Origin of the sequence: Alloalcanivorax dieselolei B5, from assembly GCF_000300005.1 — a bacterium.
GTDB lineage: Bacteria > Pseudomonadota > Gammaproteobacteria > Pseudomonadales > Alcanivoracaceae > Alloalcanivorax > Alloalcanivorax dieselolei.
On the sequence record NC_018691.1, the window covers coordinates 1,514,142 to 1,533,697 of the forward strand.

Sequence of the window (19,556 nt, forward strand, 5' to 3'; positions counted from 1 at the left end):
CACACCAGAAGCAGAGACAATGCCATGCCATTCCGTGACCGCTACACAGGCCTGATCAACCGTTACCGCGACCACCTGCCGGTGAACGACGACACGCCGATCATCAGCCTGGGCGAAGGCAACACCCCGCTGATCCGGCTCAAGAATATTCCGCGCCTGCTCGGCAAGGACGTGGATATCTACGTCAAGTACGAGGGCCTGAACCCCACCGGTTCCTTCAAGGATCGCGGCATGACCATGGCGGTGACCAAGGCGGTGGAAGAGGGCAGCAACGCCATCATCTGTGCCTCCACCGGCAATACCTCGGCGGCGGCGGCGGCCTACGCGGCCCGGGCCGGCATCTCCGCGTTCGTATTGATTCCGGAAGGCAAGATCGCCATGGGCAAGCTGGCCCAGGCGATGATGTACGGCGCCATGATCATGCAGATCCGCGGCAACTTTGATCAGGGCATGGAACTGGTCAAGCAAGTGGCGGAGAAGGCACCGGTGACCATCGTCAACTCGGTGAACCCGTACCGTCTGCAGGGCCAGAAAACCGCGGCTTTCGAAATCGTCGAGGAACTGGGCCGCGCCCCGGACTATCACTGCCTGCCAGTGGGCAACGCCGGTAATATTTCCGCCTACTGGATGGGCTACAGCGAATACCACAAAGCCGGTATCGCCGGCAGCGTACCGCGCATGGTCGGCTACCAGGCCACCGGCGCGGCGCCGTTCCTGCGTGGCGCGGCGGTGGAAAATCCGGAAACCGTGGCCACCGCCATCCGTATCGGCAACCCGCAGTCCTGGGACAAAGCCTGGACCGCGCAGAAGGATTCCGAAGGCTGGTTCGACGAACTGGCCGACGAGGAAATCCTGGCCGCGCAAAAACTGCTGGCGCAAAAAGAAGGGGTGTTCTGCGAACCGGCTTCCGCCGCTTCCATTGGTGGCGCCATGCGTGACATCAAGGCCGGCAAGATCACCGAAGGCAGCACCATTGTCTGCACCCTGACCGGTAACGGTCTCAAGGATCCGGACACCGCCATCGCGCAATGTCAGCAGGAACTGTCTTCCGGCGCCCGCATGGTCACCATCGACGCCGAGCTGGACGCGGTGAAGAAAGCCATTCTGGACAATCTGTAATCCTCAATTGAAGCGGTGACGACACCAGTCGTGGCCGCTTTTCCTTGTTCTTACCGGGCTGTTTTCGCGGCCCGGTAAAACGCTCCTGACGTGACCCCGCCCGTTTGGTTGTGATACACCCTTAGGGTGAGCGCGCCCTGTTCGCCGTTTCAGTGTTGACGCCGAGCGAGGCGACGGGCACGCCATAATCCGAAAAAGCAGGCAGCAAGGAACGAAACCTTACTTCAAGCAAAAGTTCTGACTCGACTGGGGAGAAGCCGATGGCAGACAATAAGCGGGCTCTACCGGCCCTGGCGCTGGGCGCCGTATCCTCTTTGTTTCTGGTACAAAATGCGCAGGCGGGTGCTGAGCTCAGCGCCGGCGTCTGGTGGGTGTACCAGTACGTGGATAAATCCGATTTTGGCGGTCCCAATTCCGCCTTCGACGCGGACCTGGACCGGGAAACCGGCGGTAATTTCGCCGACCCGGCGTTCATCCTCTACGCTGATGACGACGGTGGTTACGGCCCCTGGCGTTTCAGCGCCGAAGCCCGTATCGGCAGAGGTTCCTTCACCGACGTCAACAACAACAGCAGCGGCGATACCTTCGCCATGCACAAAGCCTGGATTGGTTATGAGTTCAACGACCATACCTTGCTCAAAGTCGGTAAGAGCCAGGTGCCGTTCGGCTGGAAAACGGTGAACTTCTGGCCTGGAGACGGTCTTCAGGGCGGTTACGGCGATCAGATGGACGTTGGTTTCAAACTCAGCGGCGACGCCGGTGACTTCCACTATGATGCGGCCTATTACCACCAGGACGACTGGGGCGAGGACAGCACCGACACTCTGGATGACAACGGGCACTGGGGTACCAGCGACAGTTACCGCAAGCTGAAAACCGGCGTGCTGAATCTGGACTGGCGCTTCCAGGAAGGCCATACCGTGGGTGCCTCGGTGCAATATGGGCGGATGCAGGACCTCACCGCGGACACCGCTTCCGGACGCAAGGCCGACGGCGAGCACGTGGCCTATGATCTGCACTACCTGTACCAGAGCGGGCCCTGGAGCTTCAAATATCGCTTTGTCAACGCTCGCCGTGACTTTGGTGGTCTCGATGCCTTCCTGGCCTCCGACGCCGCGCCCGCGGACGAGGAAGTGAAAACCCAGCGGCACGTGGCCGAGGTGATGTATCAGAACCGCAACTGGGCGTACTACCTGGACGGCGGCGTGGCCAGCACCGACACCCGTAATAACGACGCCGGCGACGTACAGTTCTACGCCCCGGGTATCCGCTACAAGTACGGCCCCGGCTGGCTCTATCTGGAATACCTGTGGTCCGATGGTGACATCGACGCCAACGGTGATGTCTACGAGGGCAATTTCAACGCCGCCTACGTGGCGTTTGATTTTTACTTCTAAGCAAGCAATGCGGCCCTTGCCTGTATGGGGGGCCGCTGAAGAGACGAAATAGGTGGTTGCTACGAAGCCGCTGTAGGAGCTTGCCCTGCAAGCGAATGGACTCCCGGATCAAGAAAATTCGCTTGCAGGGCAAGCTCCTACAGCGGCTTCGTAGTCCGGTCCGTGGTCAGTCGTTTTAGCCGGGACGCCGCGGCGGATTCCGATGACAGTCAGGCCGTATGTCGGTTAATCGCCATCTGTAACTTCAGCAGCGCTGGAAAATGACGGCCCAGCGCGGCCTTGCCGGTGGTCAGCAGGGCGCCGGCGAGATCCCGGTCCCGATCCGCCCAGCAGTAAATGCTGATGAAACCCAGGTGCCCGAAGGCGTTGCTGGTGCCCGGTCCGTACAGGCTCAGGGCACGGGCGCCGAGCATGAAGCCCGGCGAAAACGCCAGCGGCACCATCAGGGTACGATCCAGGCGGCCTCCCTTGGTGGCGGCCCGGCCCGTGGCGAAGCGCACGGTTTCCGGACGGAATAGTTGCTGATCCTGATAGCGGCCATCGTTCAGCAGCATCTGGAAGAAACGGCTGGCCTCCTCGGCGGTGGCGTACAGGTTGCCGGCGGGGATGGTGGCGTCGAGAAAGCGGGGATCGTTGGAGAGGTCCACCACTTCGTCCAGCGGGGCGCCCACGGCGTGAGTGAGAAAGGCGTTTACTGGCGATAATTGCAGGCCGGTGACGGCGTTCTTCGCTGGTGCCACCGCCGGTTCCCGCAGGCCATAGGTGAAATAACGCATCCCCATCGGTCGCCGGATCACCCGGTCCAGCAGGGCATCGATGCTCTCCCCAGTGACACGCCGGATCACTTCTCCGAGCACGAAGCCGGCGGTGATCGCGTGATAGGCCTGCTGGCGCCCGGGGTTTTCCGGTTTGGCCCGGCACAGCAAGGTCATGATGCGGTCATAGTCGAACAGATCCTCCGCCGCCACCGGCTCGTGGATGCGTGGTACCCCGGCACGATGGGTCAGCACGTGCATCAGGGTGGTCCGGTGCTTGCCCATGGCGCCGTATTCGGGGATGTAGTGGCACACGGGCCGGTCCAGATCCAGTTCACCCTGCTCCGCCAGATGATGCACCAGCATGGCGGTGACCGCCTTGGAGGCGGAAAACAGGCAAATCGGCGTGTCGGTGGTGAGCAGGCGTTGTTGGCCGGCATCGGCGTAGCCGAGGGTGCGATCCAGAAAAACCTGCCCACGGCGGCGCAGACACAGGGCGATGGCGGGGTTCATGCCGGTACGGTAGAGCGCGCGGGTGTGGCGCCAGATGGTCGCTACCTGCTGCGGTCGCAGCCCGGCCTCGGCGGCGGCGCACTCGTCGCCCCGGTCGGTGACCGGCGTCAGGTGGCGGGGAACGGGGACGGCGCTGGCACTGAAACCGGCGGGCAGGGAAAGGCGGGTCATGGTCATTGATCCATCTCGCGGATGGCCCGATCAGGGCTGTTGTTCGTGCCCGGGTATGGTGGACAATGGCGTTGTCAGATGGTTTGGCGCCGCTGCCCTGGGCCAATGACCCCAGGGCCACCAGTGGCGTCAGGCACAACGGAACAGGTGACGTTATGACAACGGTAAAGCAATCTGATTTCCACAGCTTCGCGGAGTTCTATCCCTACTATCTGCAGGAGCACACCAACCCGACCTGCCGGCGTCTGCATTTCATCGGTACGCTGTGTCTGTTCGCGGTGTTGTTCGGTGTTCTGGTTTCCGCCAACTGGTGGGGACTGTTGCTGTTGCCGGTGGTCGGCTACGGTTTTGCCTGGGTGGGGCATTTCTTCTTCGAGAAGAATCGGCCCGCCACCTTCAAGCATCCGTGGTACAGCCTGGCCGGTGATTTCGTTATGTTCAAGGATATCCTGACCGGGCGTATTCGCTGGTGAGTGAACGGCAACGGGTACGGCTCTTTCAGCCCGGTGTCGCCGGGCATTGCTCCACGTCCGGGCGGCCGGATCTGGACAGTCCGGAACAGATCGACCGCATGGTCTCGCTGTTCTACCAGCGGATTCTCGAGGACCCGCTGTTGGCGCCGGTGTTTCTCGAGGTGGCGCGCATCGATCTCGATGAGCACCTGCCGCTGATCGCTGCGTTCTGGAAGAAACTGTTGCTTGGCGACGACCGTTACAATCGACATATGATGGCCAAACACCGGGCGGTGGACGACAAGATGCCGCTCACCGGCGCTCATCATGAGCGCTGGCTGGCGTTGTTCGTGGCCAGCCTGGATGAACATTTCGATGGGCCCTATACCGATCGTGCGAGGCACCTGGCCGCGCGCATTATCGACAATCTCTACGAGCAATTGTCACAGCGTCGTTGAGACTTCCGCTTTTCTCAACCCCGACTACGAATCCGCTGTAGGAGCTTGCCCTGCAAGCGAATGGACTCTCGGGGCAAAAGATTCGCTTGCAGGGCAAGCTCCTACAGCGGATTCGTAGCAACCTTTGAATTCAGGTCTCCGCCGCTACCCCAGCACGCCCTCGTCCCGCAGCGCCTGGAACTCCGCCTCGGACAATCCCAGATCCTCACGCAATACCGCTTCAGTGTGCGTTCCGGCCTCGCCGCCGGGCCAACGGGTGCCGCCGGGGGTGCCGGCAAGGCGTGGCGTGATGGCGGGGATACGCAACGGTTTACCGTTGATTTCCACCTGTTGGAACAAGCCGCGTGCCTGGAAGTGCGGGTCGGCCATCATGTCGGCGGCGCTGTAAATCGGACCGCAAGGCACCCGGGCTTCCTCCAGCCGCGCCAGTACCCGGGGACTGTCCTGGCCGGCACACCAATCGCCAATGAGGGCATCCAGTTCCGCTTCATGCTCCACCCGCCCCGGGTTGTGAGCCAGACGCGGATCATCGGCCAGGTCTTCGCGGTCCATGGCCTGCATCAGCCGCTTGAAGATGGAATCGCCATTGCCGCCGATGATCACATATTTGCCATCGCCACAGCGGTAGGTATTGGTGGGGACAATGCCGGTGACGGTGGAGCCGGACGGTTCGCGAACCAGGCCGGCGCCATCGAACTCAGGGATCACCGCTTCCAGCAGATTGAACACCGACTCGTACAGGGCCACATCCACCACCTGGCCCTGTTGGCTGCCGTGCCGTTCCAGTAAGGCCAGAGCGATGCCAAGGGCCGCGTGCAGGCCGGCGATGGTGTCGCCCAGGGACAGGTTGGGCCGCACCGGGCGCTCGCCGGGAAAACCGTTGACGTAGCGCAGACCACCGACCCCTTCGCACACCGAAGCGTAGCCGGGTTTGTCGGCGTAGGGCCCGTCCTGGCCATAGCCGGAGATCCGTGCGTACACCAGCCCGGGATTGCTTTGCTCGAAGCGCTCCGGGCCCAGCCCCCAGGATTCCAGGGTGCCGGGGCGGAAATTCTCGATCAGCACATCGGCGCGGTCGATCAGTTGCCCGGCCAGTTGGCGGCCGCGGTCGGTCTTCAGATCCAGAGTGACCGAGCGCTTGTTGCGGCCCAGGCTGCGCCACCAGAACGAGGTGCCGGTGTCATCCAGAGAGCGCCAACGGCGGATCGGGTCACCGCCGGGGGGCTCCACCTTGATCACGTCAGCGCCAAAATAGGCGAGCAGCGTGCCGGCAAAAGGGCCGGCCAGTAACTGGCCCAGTTCCACCACGCGGATACCGGCCAGGGGCAGGGAACGTTCGCTCATCGGGTCTTCCTTCGTTATCTGAGCGCATTGTGCCCGACGGAACGGGCACAGGCGAACCCCATGCTACAATCCAGCTCCAACTACCCCGCTTCGCCAACAACAGGAGTCCCCATGACCCCGGAACGCTATCGCCGGTTGCTGGACACATTGGATCGTCGCCAGCCGGATCTCACCGTGATCATGGAAGGGGTGCACAAACCCCATAATATCGCCGCCGTGGTGCGCACCTGCGATGCCGTCGGCATCCTTGACGTGCATGCGGTGCTGCCGGAAAACCGTGCCAGGGTGGCGGCGGGCACCGCCATGGGCTCGCAGCGCTGGATCAATCTGCACAAGCATAACGACGGTGTGGCCGCCATCGACCAGGTGCGTACCCAGGGCATGCAGGTGCTGGCCGCCCACTTTTCCGATACCGCGCTGCCTTACCGTGAAGTGGATTTCACCAAGCCCACGGCGTTGCTGCTGGGCACCGAGCGCTTCGGTGTCAGCGAAGCCGCCGGCGCCGCCGTGGACGGTCATGTGATCGTGCCGATGATGGGTATGGTGGCGTCGTTCAATGTCAGCGTGGCGGCGGCGATCATTCTGTCCGAAGCCTGCGAACAGCGGCGCGCGGCCGGGTTCTACGATCGCCCCCGGCTGGCTCCGGAAACCTACCGGCATACGTTGTTCCGTTGGGCGCATCCGAAACTGGCGGGTTATTGTGATCGCTATGGGCTGCCTTATCCGGAATTGAACGACAACGGCGAAGTGCGCCATGCCACGCGCTTCAACGCGGAATTGGCCGCCGCCAAGGCGCGGCAGGAAGCGGCGTCGTGAGTGCACCGGCGCCACTGGCGCTGCAGGCCCGTCTCAATGCCTTGCTGCCGGAAATCCAACTGTGTGCCACGCCGCTGCCGCTGGTGCCGGAACTGTCCTTGTGGCTGCTGGATCGGCTGCTGGCGGACCAGCGCCTGGATCAGGAGGTGGCCAATGCCTTGATGGAAGCGCCGCCATACTGGTCGTTATGTTGGGCCTCGGGGCAGGTGTTGGCACGCCATCTGCTGACCCACCCGGAGTGGGTGAAGGACCGCTGTGTGGTGGACGTGGGGCCCGGCTCCGGAGTGGTGGCGGTGGCCGCCGCCCGGGCCGGCGCCCGCCGCGTGATTGCCTGCGATCTGGACCCGGACGCGCTGGCCGCCAGCGAAGCCAACGCCGCCCTTAATGGGGTCAGTGTGGAATTGAGCGACGATCTGGAAGCCTGTCTGGCGCAGGCCGATCGCGTCACCGCCGCCGATATTCTCTATGACCGGGATAACCTGCCACTGCTGGCCCGCTTTCGCCAGGCCGGCGCGCCAGTGTTATTGGCGGACTCCCGTATCGCCGGGCTGAATCCGCCGGGGTATCGTCTGCTGGGGCATTGGCACGCGACTACTTGGCCGGATCTGGGGGAAGCCAATGAGTTCAACCGGGTGCGGCTGTTTTTATCGGAACCTGCTTTGTCGGAATCCCATTTATTGGAACCCTGAAGGTGGGGTGGGGGTCGAAGCTTCACGATCCGCTAGCCTGGCCGTCATGTTGATGGCCAGTTCAAGCCCGATTAAGTTAGTGCCCAGGTACAGGAGGATGTGGCCTTGTACGCACCATTGAAATTCTATTATTCCTTTATTTGCGCGCTTTGCGTTGCTCTGTTGTTGGCCGCCGCCGTACCGGCGCGGGCGGCGTTGCCCGTGGCGCAGGGGGAGTCGTTGCCGACGCTTGCGCCGATGTTGGAAAAAACCGCGCCGGCGGTAGTGAACATCGCCATCGAGACGCGGGTGCGCACCGCCCGCAATCCGCTGTTGGAAGATCCGTTCTTCCGTCGCTTTTTCAATATTCCCGAGCAGCAGCAGCCTTCCACCCGGCGTGCCATCAGCGCCGGCTCCGGCGTTATCGTCGACGCCAGGCAAGGTTACGTGCTGACCAACGCCCATGTGGCCAAGAACGCGGATAAAATCGAAGTGACTCTCACCGATGGCCGCGAACTGAGCGCGGAACTGGTGGGGCTGGACGAGGAAGTGGATCTGGCGGTGCTGAAGCTGGACAAGACCGATCATCTGACCCAGATCCGGATCGGCGACTCCACCGGATTGCGGGTGGGCGATTATGTTCTCGCCATCGGTAACCCTTTTGGTCTCGGCCAGACCGTGACCTCCGGCATCGTCTCCGCGCTGGGCCGGACCGGCCTGGGTATTGAAGGCTACGAGAACTTCATTCAAACCGATGCCTCCATCAACCCCGGCAACTCCGGCGGTGCGTTGGTCAACCTGCGTGGTGAACTTGTGGGTATCAACACGGCGATCCTGGCGCCTTCCGGAGGGAACGTCGGTATCGGTTTCGCCATTCCCACGGAGATGGCGGTGAATGTGATGGAGCAGTTGATAGAGCATGGCGAGGTGCGCCGCGGTGTGCTGGGCGTGACGATCCAGGATCTGACGCCGGAGCTGGCGGACGCCTTCCAGGTGGAACAACGGCAGCGCGGTGTGGTGGTCACCAATGTGGTGGAAGACAGCGCCGCGGATAAGGCCGGTCTCAAGGCCGGTGACGTGGTGGTGGAAGTGGACGGCCAGGCGGTGACCCGGGCGGCGGATTTGCGTAACAAGGTCGGGCTGTCACCGGTAGGCGAAAAAGTGCGGCTGAACATTATTCGCGATGGCCGTAAGCGCGAAATAGTGGCGGTCATCACCGAGTCCGATCAGCGTCAATCCGGTGGTGACACCATATCGAAGTTCCTGGAAGGCGCCAGCCTGCGTGATCTGCGCAAAGGCGAGCTGCGGCACGCCGATAGCGGTGTGCTGGTGGAAGCGGTGGCACGTAATTCCCCGGCCTGGCGTGCCGGCCTGCGTGGCGGTGATGTGATTATCAATGCCAACCGCCAGAATGTGGCGAATATGAAGGAACTGGAGTCGGCGGTGCCCGACGCCGATGCCGCCCTGTTGTTGCGCGTCAATCGTGACGGCGGCGTGTTCTTCGTGGTGGTGCGCTGATTCGGATAAATCCGGGTGTGGGCGTATAAGCGGGCTGTCCCACAACGGTGGGACAGCCCGGCCGGTCTTCGCTAACGGGCTGGAAAAGCGGTCCAGCGATCCAGCCAGGTGGCACTGGCCCCGGGCCGCACCGCGCCAAGGTAGTTGGCCGCTTCGTCCCAGAATTCGCCTTGAGGTACCGGCACCGCGCCGCGCGTTGCCGGTGACCGCAGGGCCGGCGTGACATTGGGATGATAAGGGTTGATCGCATCCTGATTGAAGCGCGGGTCTTCATCGAAACGGACGCTGCTCAATCCTCGGAAAAAGGTGTCTTCGTCGAAGCCGCCGTCGTCGTCCGCGTCGCCTTGCTCCGCTTCGAAATAACTCAGGCCGCGCGGGCCGATGCCATGCATCAGCACACCCTGGAAATCCAGCGCGCCGGTATCCAGATTCGCCACCGTGGCACCATCGCGCAGATCGATGGCTTCGCCGGAAAAACCGCTGATCAACAGATTGTGGAAATGACCCCCGGTACCTTCGCGCAGGGTCATGGCGCGATGATGGCGGGTGCTGCTGCGCGGCGACACCAGCGTGACGTTGTACATTATCGGCTCGGACCGGGGCAGTGCCTGGTGATGGGCGCCGTTGTTGTCCGCTTCGAAGGCGTTGTCGCCGGTATCCTCGTGTTGTTGTACCACCAGGAACTGCACTCTGCCGCGCCAGCCCAGATCCCAATCAAGCCCGTCGTCGCCGGCACCGGTAATAACGATGTGGCGCAGATCGACGTTGCCGCCAAACACTTCCACGCCATCGTCCAGGGACCGGTGCACCTGCAGATGACGGACAATGGTGCCGCTGCCGCAACCGCCCAGGGTGAGCCCGTTCAGCTCATTGTTGGCATAAACCTCGAAGCCGGCGAACTCGATCCGGGCGTATTCCAGTACGCCGCAACTGCCTTGCGGGTTCTGTCCGCCGTAGGCGCCGAGCGGATCGCCGGCATCAATGCCTTCGATCTGGGCATCGGGTTCGTTGACTGGAGCGGCCCCCAGCAATACCAGCCCGCCCCAATCGCCGGCGGCTCTTTTCCCTTCAGGCTGGCTGCTGGTGAAAACGATGGGGGCATCCTCGCGGCCGGCGGCGTGGAGACGGGCTCCGCGGGTGATGACCAGCGCCGAATCGACGCGGCCGAGGATGCGAGCGCCCGGCTCAATGGTCAGGCGCACGCCGGGCAGTACGTACACCACGTCCCCCAGTACCCAATCGCGGTCGGCGGTCCAGGTCTGGTCCTGCTCGATCACCCCGGTCACTACCCGGTCGCCTTGCAGGTAGGGCAGAGCCAGCCACCAGAACAGCAGCAAGCACAGCGACACGGTGCCAATGACCAGGGGCCATACCAGCCACCGGTAAGCGAAACGGGAAGGACCCGTGGCGGTCGCTTGAGGACGGGTGTTATTGGCCGCGTCGGCGTGGTCAAGGCGCGCCAGTTCCTCACCCAGATGACGGATATGATTGTGAGGGCTGTGGCGGGCCCGTTCGATAATTTCCGCTCGGTAGCGGGCGTCGTTCAGCAAGGTGTTGAAATGAATGAAACCAAGACCTGTATCCCCGGCACGGTCGTAGTTCTGCTTTAACTGCCAAAGCAATTCCACCAGACGCGCGCGAGCCGGCGTGCCGTCGCCCATGGTAGTCCCCCCCCAGATGTTTTTGTTTAACAACCCAAAGGTGCCAGTGTGGAAGTAAAAAATGACAGTCGTGCTAAGGGGGGGGAGGTCTCCATCGGGGGCACGGGTCTGTACGAAGGCCTTCGTACAGACCCGCTTCGAGAGAACTGCCGCGTTCCGGGCTCCAACAACGGCCCCGCTGTCCCTAACGGGGGGTAACTCTTTTTGTCACGCCACGCCGAGGATATCGTCGGCGGCTTTTTCGGCGATCATCACCGTCGGGGCATTGGTGTTACCGCCGATCAGCGTCGGCATGATGGAGGCGTCCACGACCCGCAGGTTTTCCAGACCGTGCACGCGCAATTGCGGATCCACCACCGCCATGTCATCGACGCCCATCTTGCAGGTGCCCACCGGGTGGTAAATGTTGTCGCACTTCTCGCGCAGGAAAGCGCGGATCTCGTCGTCGGACTGCACCTGGCTACCGGGAAAGATCTCATTGCCGCGCCAGGGGCCGAGGGCTTGCTGGGACATGATCCCGCGCATCACCTTGACTCCGCGCACCATGCCTTCCATGTCGTCCTCGTGCTCCAGGAAGCGCGGATCAATCAGCGCTGGTGAGCGGGGGTTGGCGTCGCGCAGCCGGATGTCGCCGCGGCTCTTGGGGCGCAGGATGCAGACGTGCCCCGAATAACCGTGCCCGATACTGAAGGTCCAGTTCAGGCCGTGGTTGTCCAGTTTGGCGGCGGTCAGATGCAATTGCAGGTCGGGGATCGGCTCCTCCGGCCGTGATTTGATATAACCGCCGGCTTCGGCCACGTTGGATGTCAGTTGGCCGGTACGACGATAGAAAAAGTCCCAGACCGCGCGTAGGCCGGAAGTGAGCAGATCCCGAGGCGACAGTGTCAGCGTGTCGCGTTTCAGATTCTGATGGACCACCAGCACATCCGGGTGATCCTGCAGGTTTTCGCCGACACCGGGCAGATCATGGACCACGTCGATGCCGTGCTGCTCCAGTTCCTGGCGCGGACCGACGCCGGACAATTTCAGTAACTGTGGTGAATTGATGGTGCCGCCGCAGAGAATCACCTGGCCGGCGGACAACGTCCGCACCTGCCCCTGGTGCTCCACGTCCACGCCGGTGGCGGTGCGGCCTGCAAAGCGCACCCGGTGCACCAGGGCGCCGGTCATTACGGTCAGATTCTCGCGCTCCAGAGCGGGGTGCAGATAGGCCCGGGCGACACCGCAGCGTTCGCCGTCCTTTTGCGTCACCTTGTAGAAGCCGACCCCTTCCTGGGTGGCGTTGTTGAAATCATCACTGGCCGCATAGCCGGCCTCCTGAGCCGCGCTGACGAACGCCTCGCTGACCGGATGCCGATAGCGCAGATCGGCCACGTTGAGGCGGCCGTGGGTGCCGTGGAACTCATCCTCGCCGGCTTCGTAGTGTTCGGAGCGTTTGAACACGGGCAGGACATCCTGGTAACCCCAGCCGGGGTTGCCCAGGGACGCCCAGTGATCGTAATCCCAGGGGTGGCCACGGGTGTAACACATGGCATTGACCGCGGAGGAGCCGCCCAGGGTTTTACCACGGGGAATGTAGATCTGACGGTTGTTGAGCGCCTTCTGCGGCACGGTGTAGTAACGCCAGTTCCGGCTGTTGGAGCGCATCAGCAAGATGATACCGGCGGGAATGCGGATAAAGAGGCTGTTGTCCGGTGGTCCGGCTTCCAACAGGCACACCCGGTTGTTGGGGTTCTCCGACAGCCGGTTGGCCAATACACAGCCGGCGGAACCCCCGCCGACAATCACGTAATCGTATTGCATGCCGCTCGCCCTTGATTGTTATCGGCTCTTTGACCGGTCCACTACCCCCGGTAGTGAACCGTGGGGGCGTCCTGTCTCACTATCCTCGCATACTAGTCCCGCCGCGCCTCGGTGTTATTGGCCGAATCCGGACACCGCCAGGCCGGCAAAGTCAGCGACAGCGCGCTTGCCGGGGCGCGGAACGCTGTTTATGATCAATACAACTTTTTTTACGCGGCTTGCCGCGAGGCACTGCTTTCTGCTTAGCCGGTTTGGGTCGGTTAAGCAGAGACCAGGGTAAAGGAAGTTCGTCGCAAAGATCCCCTTTACGGGGGCGGGCCCATATTCCCGCCGACGCTTTTTTCCATTCCCTGTCGCAGAATCGTCACGATAACAGGCTTTCATGGTCCCGCCACAGCGGGAGAAGTTCGTCGAGCAGGCGAGGGTGCCTATGAGTGAGCGCATTCTGCGATTGGACAAGGCCGGCACGCCGGTGGAATGGCTGGATTGGCAGGCCGCGGCCACCTTGTACGCGCGGGGTCTGGTGACCTGGACTCTGGGCGATGTGATTTATCGCCTGCGCGGCGGATTCTGCCGTGTCACTGGCGACCGCTCCCGTTTGTCCCTGCATTCCATTATTGCTTGCGATGGACTGGCCAGCCCGCGCCGCCGCACCCGTCCGCCGTTGACCAATCGCGCGCTGTTTCGCCGTGATCAGCATGTTTGTCTTTACTGCGGCAAGCCGTTCCCCGAATCGCAACTGACCCGTGATCATATTCGCCCCACTTCCCGTGGTGGTCGCGACCACTGGCTCAATGTGGTGGCCGCCTGCCGCCGCTGCAATCAGCACAAGGGCAATCGCCTGCCCGAGGAAATCGGCATGGAGTTGCTGGCACTGCCTTATGTGCCGAACATGGCCGAGTATCTGGCGTTGATTAACAGCCATCGTATCCGTGGTGACCAGATGGCGTTTCTGCGCAATCAGTTCGGCAAGAACAGCCGGTTGTTGTAGCGACTTGTTTCCGCTGTCGAGACCACCGACTCTGAGCTCTCCGCTGTTTCCGATGCAAAAAAAACGGCGCCCATGGGGCGCCGTGAATCGTTTGGCTCGGGAGAGCTATCACGGAGTACAACTCCGATGTCAACAGATGGGACCTCGTTGACGGCTTTGAGTATGGCGCCACTGAAATGCAAAAACATTTGCTTTACCGCCCGGGATTTCGGCTTGAGTGGTCAATTCTTGTGCACAGGCGACAGCATGGGGTCGGGTTTGGAAGTATGCTAATTTAGCGTTATTACACCATCCAATAAGGTAGGCAAGGAATGCAAAGCTCCGCTCTACGCCTGATGGGCGTGTCTCTGCTGCTGCTCGGTTTATGGGCTTGTGACACTTCCGACGAATCGGCGCCGTCCGCCAGGGATAAAAGCGAACAGGCCGAACCCGCGGCGGCGGCCGACAGCGAACCCGATCCCCGTTGGCGTACTCATCTGGACAGTTGGCCACGGGGGGAAACCGGCTCCCGCGCCCCGTTGGTATTCCGTTTTACCCATCCGGTGGTGGAGCAGAGTGCCCTCAATGAACCGCGCAAAAGCGTGGTGAAACTGCGCCCGGAGCGGCCTTTCACGGCGGTATTCACCGCCCGTGACCGGCTTGAGATACGGCCTCTGGAACCCTTGCGCAGTGATCAAAGTTTCACTGTCACCCTGTTTCCTCAGGGCCTTTCCGGAGTTGATGACAGCCTGCCTCCGCTGGAAACCACGCTGACCGTATTGCGTCAGCAACTGACCATCCGGGTCGAGGCATTGGCGCCGGCCGAAGGGACCGACACCATGGTCCTGAAAGGGCGGATCGACACCCTGGATCTGGTGGATAATCAGGCGCTGGAATCGGTGCTCTCCGCCAGCCAGGGTGAAACGTCCTTGCCGGTGGTTTGGGAGCACCCGTCCGGCAGCCTGATTCACCGCTTCCAGGTGTCCGGGATCCGCCGTGATGTCGGTGAAGAGGTCCGCCTGGCCTGGGATGGTGAGCCGGTGGGCGAGCCCGGTTCGGGCGAGCAGAGTTACTCAGTGCCTCAGCCCGGGCAGTTCACCGTCACCTCGGTCCGCTCCGAGAGCTTCCCCGACCGTCATGTGGTGGTGCAGTTTTCCGAGGCCCTGCAGGCGGGGCAGGATTTTCTGGGGATGGTGGCACTGGGCGGCAAGAGCGCCCGGGTGCAAGTCGACGGCTCCCGGTTGCTGGTCTATCCGAGCGATGAGGTGGACGAGAAGGCGGTGTTGAAGATCGCTCCGGGCGTGGTCAGCGCCGCCCGCCACACTCTGGAGACGGAGTATCAGCAATCCCTGGTATTGAGTATGTCCAAGCCCGCTGTGCGGTTTGTCGGCGAGGGGGCCATCCTGCCACGGGGTGAAGTGCTCAGCGTGCCGTTCGAGGCCGCCGCCGCCGGCGCCATCCAGGTGCAGGCGTTCGAGGTGTTCGAGAACAACATCTCCTCCTATCTGCAATCCCGTGATCTGGATAACCAGCACCCGGATACTCGCTCCGGCCGTTATCTCTGGCAGAAAACCCTGGAGTTGCCGCCGTCCGAGGAACGGGGCTGGCAACGTTACCGGCTCGATCTGACCGAACTGATGGCCAAGCACCCCAACGGCCTGGTCTTGCTGACCCTCAAGGTGGATCCGCGGAGCATCCATTATCAATGCGGCGATGGCGGCCCGCAGCGCCAGAACACGCTGCCCGACAACTACGAAGGGCCCGGCCAGGACGATGAAGTGCGCCGCTATTATCACGATGCCGGCTACCTGCGCTGGAACCAGCGCGATAACCCCTGCAGCGACAGCTATTACGCCTACAACGATCAGGCCGAGACCTCCCGCGCTTTCATTGCTTCCAACCTTGGTCTGCTGGCCAAGCAGGGGGAGGATGACCAGATGCTGGTGGTCACCACCGCTCTGGATACCAACACGCCCCTGGCGGGCACCCGGGTCACCGCCTACAACTATCAGCACCAGTCCCTGGGCAGCGCCAGCAGCGGCGACAATGGCATCGCCGAGTTGAAATTATCCGGCACGCCTTTCTATCTGGTGGCGAAAAACGGCAAGGAAAAAGGCTATCTCAAGGTGGCCCGCAATCGGGCGTTGCCTTCCAACCAGTTCGACACTGGCGGCGAGCGGGTTCTTGATGGCCTGAAAGGTTTCTTTTACGGCGAGCGGGATGTCTGGCGGCCTGGTGATGATATTCATCTGACGTTCGTACTGGATGACCCGCAACAGCGCCTGCCGGCGGATCACCCGGTCACGGTGGACTGGTTTGATCCGCGCGGTAACAAGGTCGCCAGTTATACCAACGACGGGCCAGTGAACGGGTTCTACACCTTTACCCTGAAGACCGAGGAAAGCGCCCCCACTGGTAACTGGCGGGCGGTGGCGCGTCTGGGGGAGCGGGACTTTGATACCCGGCTGCGGGTGGAAGCGATCAAACCCAACCGGTTGCGTATTGAGCTGACCGCCCCCGAGCAGGTCTTCGCCGGTCAAAGCACACCGTTGGCGCTGCACGGACAATGGCTCAATGGTGCCCGCGCCAGTGCCCTCAAGGCCGATGTGAAAGTGCGCCTGCTCAACGGCGCCGATCCGTTCCCGGGGTATGCCGGCTACACCTTCAAGGATCCGTCCCGCACCCTGCAGGCGGAGCCGTTCACCGCTTTTGAGGGGCGCCTGGACGCCACCGGCGACGCCACCGTCAACCTGGCGGTGCCGGCGGTGACGCCGCCGGGCATGGCGGCGGCTCTGGTGACCACGCGAATTTTCGAGAATGGCGGGGATTACAGTACCCAGGTGCAGCGATTGCCAGTGGCGCCGTATCGGCATTGGGTAGGACTGCGGGTTCCGGACGGTGACGGCTGGGGCGGCGCCCTCGGACGCGGCCAGAACCATAACCTGGATCTGCTCACCCTGGACCAGGAAGGGCAGCCGGAATCCCGTTCCGTCACCCTGAGCGTCTATCGTATCGACTGGCGCTGGTGGTGGGATCGGGGCGCCAATGATCTCGCCAATTTCATCAGTAACCCGCATACCCGCAAGGTGAAGGCCACCCAGCTCACCACCAATGACAAGGGGCGGGTGCAATGGCAATTGAACGGTCCGGATTACGATTGGGGCCGCTACTTGGTACGGGTATGTGATGACAAAGGCGGGCATTGCGCGGCACAGACCGTGTACCTGGGTTGGAGCGGCCAGCGCGGCGGTGGCGGCGACGCCGCCTCCCGGCTGGCCTTGTCCACTGACAAGGAACAGTACCAGGTCGGCGAGATGGCCAGGGTGAAGGTGCCGGTGTCCGGCGCAGGACGTTTGCTGGTCAGTCTGGAAAGCGGCTCGCGGGTACTGCGTCACTACTGGGTCAAACCCGGTGACCAGGAGAACTTCACCCTGGAGATTCCGGTGACCGCGGACATGGCGCCCAACGTCTACGTGCACGCCACTCTGCTGCAAGCGCACAAGGACCGTGACAATGACCGCCCGATCCGCCTTTACGGCATCGTGCCGTTATTGGTGGAAGATCCGGACACGCGTCTGGAGCCGGACATCGAGGCTCCGGAGGAAGTGCGTCCGGAAAGCGAACTGACGGTGACGGTGTCCGAGAAGCAGGGCAGGGCGATGACCTATACCCTGGCGGTGGTGGACGAAGGCCTGCTGGGTCTGACCAATTTCCAAACACCGAACCCCCATCAAACCTTCTTCCGCCGGGAAGCGCTGGGCGTGCTCACCTGGGACCTGTTCGATCAGGTGGTGGGCGCCTACGGTGGGGAACTGGAGCGGATGCTGGCGGTGGGCGGTTCGGAGGGGCTGATGGATGGCTCCGAAGCCCAACGCCGCCGGTTCCCGCCGGTGGTGTATTTCGCCGGACCGTTCGAACTGAAGGCGAAGTCGGAGCAGGAACACAAGGTTCAGTTGCCGGCCTACATGGGTGAGGTCCGGGTGATGGTGGTGGCGGGGCACCGCGACGGCCAGCAGCGCGCCTACGGCAAGGCGGACACCCCGGTTACCGTGACTCAGCCGTTGACGCTGCTGTCCACGCTGCCACGGGTGCTGGGGCCAGGGGAATCCCTGCAAGTGCCGGTGAATGTCTTTGCCACCGAGGACACCATTACCGACGTGGATTTGAACCTGAAAGCGGAGCCACCCCTGCACGTCACCCGTGACACCGCCCAGCTGGCCTTCGAGGAACCCGGAGACAAGATCGCCACGCTGTCACTGGAGGCCGGTGACCAGGTGGGGATCGCCCGGGTCACGGTGTCGGCCAAAGCGGGTAAGGAGCAGGCCGAGGAGCAGGTGAATCTGCCGATCCGTACCGCCAATCCGCCCACCAGCCGGGAACAGCGCAAGGTGCTGGAACCCGGAGACAGCTGGGCGCTGGACTGGCGGCCCCATGGTCTGCCTGGCACCAACCAAAGCGCCCTGACGGTCAGCAGTCTGCCCGCCATGGGGCTGGAGCGGCGGCTGGAATACCTGATTCGCTATCCCCACGGCTGCGTCGAGCAAACCACCTCCACGGTGTTGCCGCAACTGTACCTGCACCAATTGGTCGGCCTCAGTGACGCCCAGAAACAGGAAGTGCAGAACAATATCGCCGGCGCCATTGACCGGCTGCGCCGCTTCCAACTGAACGACGGGGCCTTCAGCTACTGGCCCGGCAGCGGCCAGGCCAGCGACTGGGGCACGTCCTACGCCGGTCACTTCCTGGTGGAAGCGCGCCGCCTTGGCTATGCGGTACCGGCGCAGATGATCGACAGCTGGCGGGACTATCAGCGGCGGCTGGCCAGCGACCCCGGCCAGTACGCCTGGCAATGGGCGAGCCAGGCCTACCGGCTCTATACCCTGGCCCTGGCCGGGGAACCGGAAGTCGGTGCCATGAACCGCCTGCGCGGCGCCCTGGCGGTAAGCGACAGTCGCAACCGACATGGCCGTTACACCGCCCGCTGGCTGCTTGCCGCCGCCTATCAGCAAATGGGACTGACCGATGTGGCCGGTGAATTGATCGCCATTGATGGCGAGGTGGGCGACTACGATGACCCTGGCCCCACCTTCGGCTCCGCTCTGCGTGACCGTGCCATCAGCATGATGGTGCTGGAAGCCCGCGGCGATCAGGCGCGAGCCTGGGACGAAGCTCGGGTGGTGGCTGATGATCTGGCCTCCGACCGCTGGTTCTCCACCCAGAGTCTGGCCTGGTCGTTGATGGCCATGGCGCGCTTCGCCGGCAACGAAAGCGCGGAGGACGGCTATGATCTGGCCTGGCGGCGGGGTGACGGTGATTGGCAGGAAACCCACGCCACCAGCCCGGTGTTCCAGCAACCGCTGGCTATCGATGAGGACGGCGAGTCCATCGTGGTCCGCAATGACAGCGAGCGTCGTTTGTTCGCCACCATGACCACCGTTGGCACCCCGGCCCCGGGACAGGAAAAAGCGGTGTCCGAGGGCCTCGATCTGTCGGTGACGTTCCTGTCGATGGACGGCTCGCCGCTGGATCCGGCGCGGCTGACCCAGGGCACGGATTTCCGCGCCCGGGTGACGGTGACCAACCGCACCAACCGCCGCCTGGAAAATCTGGCGCTGACGCAAATCGTGCCCTCAGGCTGGCAGATCGCCTCGCGTCTGTCGTCCGCTGGGGTGGACGATGCCAAGGACGAGAAGGAAACCCCATTGGATTACCAGGACGTGCGCGACGACCGGGTGCTGAGCTATTTCTCCCTGAAACCCGGCGCCACGCGTACCGTGAATGTGGAGCTGAACGCCTCGTTCGCCGGCCGTTTCTATCTGCCCGGCTGGCAGGTGGAAGCCATGTACCAGGGCTTCATTCAGTCCCGTCAACGTGGCCAGTGGGTGGAAGTCGTGACGGAATGACCCTGGCG

13 protein-coding genes are annotated in these 19,556 nt (G+C 62.8%); 9 read left to right on the forward strand and 4 right to left on the reverse strand.

The window, feature by feature from the left end:
- Positions 1–24 precede the first annotated feature (24 nt).
- Together thrC and B5T_RS06995 are read left to right on the forward strand one after the other, a co-directional pair.
- Positions 25–1,119: a threonine synthase gene (gene thrC, locus B5T_RS06990; RefSeq protein WP_014993784.1), complete on the forward strand. Its 1,095-nt coding sequence runs from the start codon at positions 25–27 to the stop codon at positions 1,117–1,119.
- Between the two features lie 260 nt (positions 1,120–1,379).
- The gene (locus tag B5T_RS06995; protein ID WP_014993785.1) at positions 1,380–2,516 is read left to right on the forward strand and encodes a porin; all 1,137 of its coding nucleotides are present in this window, start codon (positions 1,380–1,382) and stop codon (positions 2,514–2,516) included.
- A gap of 209 nt (positions 2,517–2,725) precedes the next feature.
- On the opposite strand, the gene B5T_RS07000 is transcribed toward B5T_RS06995, so the two are convergent.
- Positions 2,726–3,955 carry a serine hydrolase domain-containing protein gene (locus B5T_RS07000; RefSeq protein WP_148279219.1) on the reverse strand — a complete coding sequence of 410 codons (1,230 nt, stop codon included), beginning with the start codon at positions 3,953–3,955 and terminating at the stop codon, positions 2,726–2,728.
- A 155-nt stretch (positions 3,956–4,110) separates the two neighbouring features.
- Here B5T_RS07000 and B5T_RS07005 point away from each other — a divergent pair, with 155 nt between their 5' ends.
- Both B5T_RS07005 and B5T_RS07010 read left to right on the forward strand, forming a co-directional pair.
- Complete coding sequence (locus tag B5T_RS07005) at positions 4,111–4,428, forward strand: DUF962 domain-containing protein (protein WP_014993787.1); 318 nt, start codon at positions 4,111–4,113, stop codon at positions 4,426–4,428.
- A complete protein-coding gene (locus B5T_RS07010; RefSeq protein WP_014993788.1) occupies positions 4,425–4,865 on the forward strand; it encodes a group III truncated hemoglobin in 441 nt (146 codons plus the stop codon). Before B5T_RS07005 ends, B5T_RS07010 begins: the two co-directional genes overlap by 4 nt.
- A gap of 144 nt (positions 4,866–5,009) precedes the next feature.
- Here B5T_RS07010 and B5T_RS07015 read toward each other — a convergent pair whose 3' ends face one another.
- Positions 5,010–6,209 carry a CaiB/BaiF CoA transferase family protein gene (locus B5T_RS07015; protein WP_014993789.1) on the reverse strand — a complete coding sequence of 400 codons (1,200 nt, stop codon included), beginning with the start codon at positions 6,207–6,209 and terminating at the stop codon, positions 5,010–5,012.
- A 111-nt stretch (positions 6,210–6,320) separates the two neighbouring features.
- On the opposite strand from B5T_RS07015, the gene trmH reads away from it, so the two are divergent.
- The 3 genes from trmH (at position 6,321) to B5T_RS07030 (ending at position 9,211) form a co-directional block, all read left to right on the forward strand.
- Positions 6,321–7,025 (forward strand): tRNA (guanosine(18)-2'-O)-methyltransferase TrmH, encoded by a 705-nt coding sequence (gene trmH / locus B5T_RS07020; RefSeq protein ID WP_014993790.1) that lies wholly within the window; start codon positions 6,321–6,323, stop codon positions 7,023–7,025.
- Positions 7,022–7,714 (forward strand): 50S ribosomal protein L11 methyltransferase, encoded by a 693-nt coding sequence (locus tag B5T_RS07025; RefSeq protein ID WP_014993791.1) that lies wholly within the window; start codon positions 7,022–7,024, stop codon positions 7,712–7,714. The genes trmH and B5T_RS07025 overlap by 4 nt, the downstream gene beginning before the upstream one ends.
- Positions 7,715–7,813: 99 nt before the next feature.
- Complete coding sequence (locus B5T_RS07030; RefSeq protein ID WP_014993792.1) at positions 7,814–9,211, forward strand: DegQ family serine endoprotease; 1,398 nt, start codon at positions 7,814–7,816, stop codon at positions 9,209–9,211.
- Positions 9,212–9,282: 71 nt separating this feature from the next.
- Here B5T_RS07030 and B5T_RS07035 read toward each other — a convergent pair whose 3' ends face one another.
- Both B5T_RS07035 and B5T_RS07040 read right to left on the reverse strand, forming a co-directional pair.
- Positions 9,283–10,872: a hypothetical protein gene (locus B5T_RS07035; RefSeq protein ID WP_014993793.1), complete on the reverse strand. Its 1,590-nt coding sequence runs from the start codon at positions 10,870–10,872 to the stop codon at positions 9,283–9,285.
- 207 nt (positions 10,873–11,079) lie between these two features.
- Complete coding sequence (locus tag B5T_RS07040) at positions 11,080–12,675, reverse strand: GMC family oxidoreductase (protein WP_014993794.1); 1,596 nt, start codon at positions 12,673–12,675, stop codon at positions 11,080–11,082.
- 430 nt (positions 12,676–13,105) lie between these two features.
- Here B5T_RS07040 and B5T_RS07045 point away from each other — a divergent pair, with 430 nt between their 5' ends.
- The gene (locus B5T_RS07045; protein ID WP_022995518.1) at positions 13,106–13,666 is read left to right on the forward strand and encodes an HNH endonuclease; all 561 of its coding nucleotides are present in this window, start codon (positions 13,106–13,108) and stop codon (positions 13,664–13,666) included.
- Between the two features lie 311 nt (positions 13,667–13,977).
- Positions 13,978–19,548 carry an alpha-2-macroglobulin family protein gene (locus B5T_RS07050; RefSeq protein ID WP_014993796.1) on the forward strand — a complete coding sequence of 1,857 codons (5,571 nt, stop codon included), beginning with the start codon at positions 13,978–13,980 and terminating at the stop codon, positions 19,546–19,548.
- The last annotated feature ends 8 nt before the right edge of the window (positions 19,549–19,556 follow it).

What these genes read in the sequence shown, in the direction of transcription:
- trmH (WP_014993790.1), top strand. Translation starts at nt 6,321, where the DNA reads ATGACCCCGGAACGCTATCGCCGGTTGCTGGACACATTGGATCGTCGC.
- B5T_RS06995 (WP_014993785.1), top strand. Translation starts at nt 1,380, where the DNA reads ATGGCAGACAATAAGCGGGCTCTACCGGCCCTGGCGCTGGGCGCCGTA.
- thrC (WP_014993784.1), top strand. Translation starts at nt 25, where the DNA reads ATGCCATTCCGTGACCGCTACACAGGCCTGATCAACCGTTACCGCGAC.
- B5T_RS07040 (WP_014993794.1), bottom strand. Translation starts at nt 12,675, where the DNA reads ATGCAATACGATTACGTGATTGTCGGCGGGGGTTCCGCCGGCTGTGTA.
- B5T_RS07005 (WP_014993787.1), top strand. Translation starts at nt 4,111, where the DNA reads ATGACAACGGTAAAGCAATCTGATTTCCACAGCTTCGCGGAGTTCTAT.
- B5T_RS07045 (WP_022995518.1), top strand. Translation starts at nt 13,106, where the DNA reads ATGAGTGAGCGCATTCTGCGATTGGACAAGGCCGGCACGCCGGTGGAA.
- B5T_RS07050 (WP_014993796.1), top strand. Translation starts at nt 13,978, where the DNA reads ATGCAAAGCTCCGCTCTACGCCTGATGGGCGTGTCTCTGCTGCTGCTC.
- B5T_RS07000 (WP_148279219.1), bottom strand. Translation starts at nt 3,955, where the DNA reads ATGACCCGCCTTTCCCTGCCCGCCGGTTTCAGTGCCAGCGCCGTCCCC.
- B5T_RS07035 (WP_014993793.1), bottom strand. Translation starts at nt 10,872, where the DNA reads ATGGGCGACGGCACGCCGGCTCGCGCGCGTCTGGTGGAATTGCTTTGG.
- B5T_RS07015 (WP_014993789.1), bottom strand. Translation starts at nt 6,209, where the DNA reads ATGAGCGAACGTTCCCTGCCCCTGGCCGGTATCCGCGTGGTGGAACTG.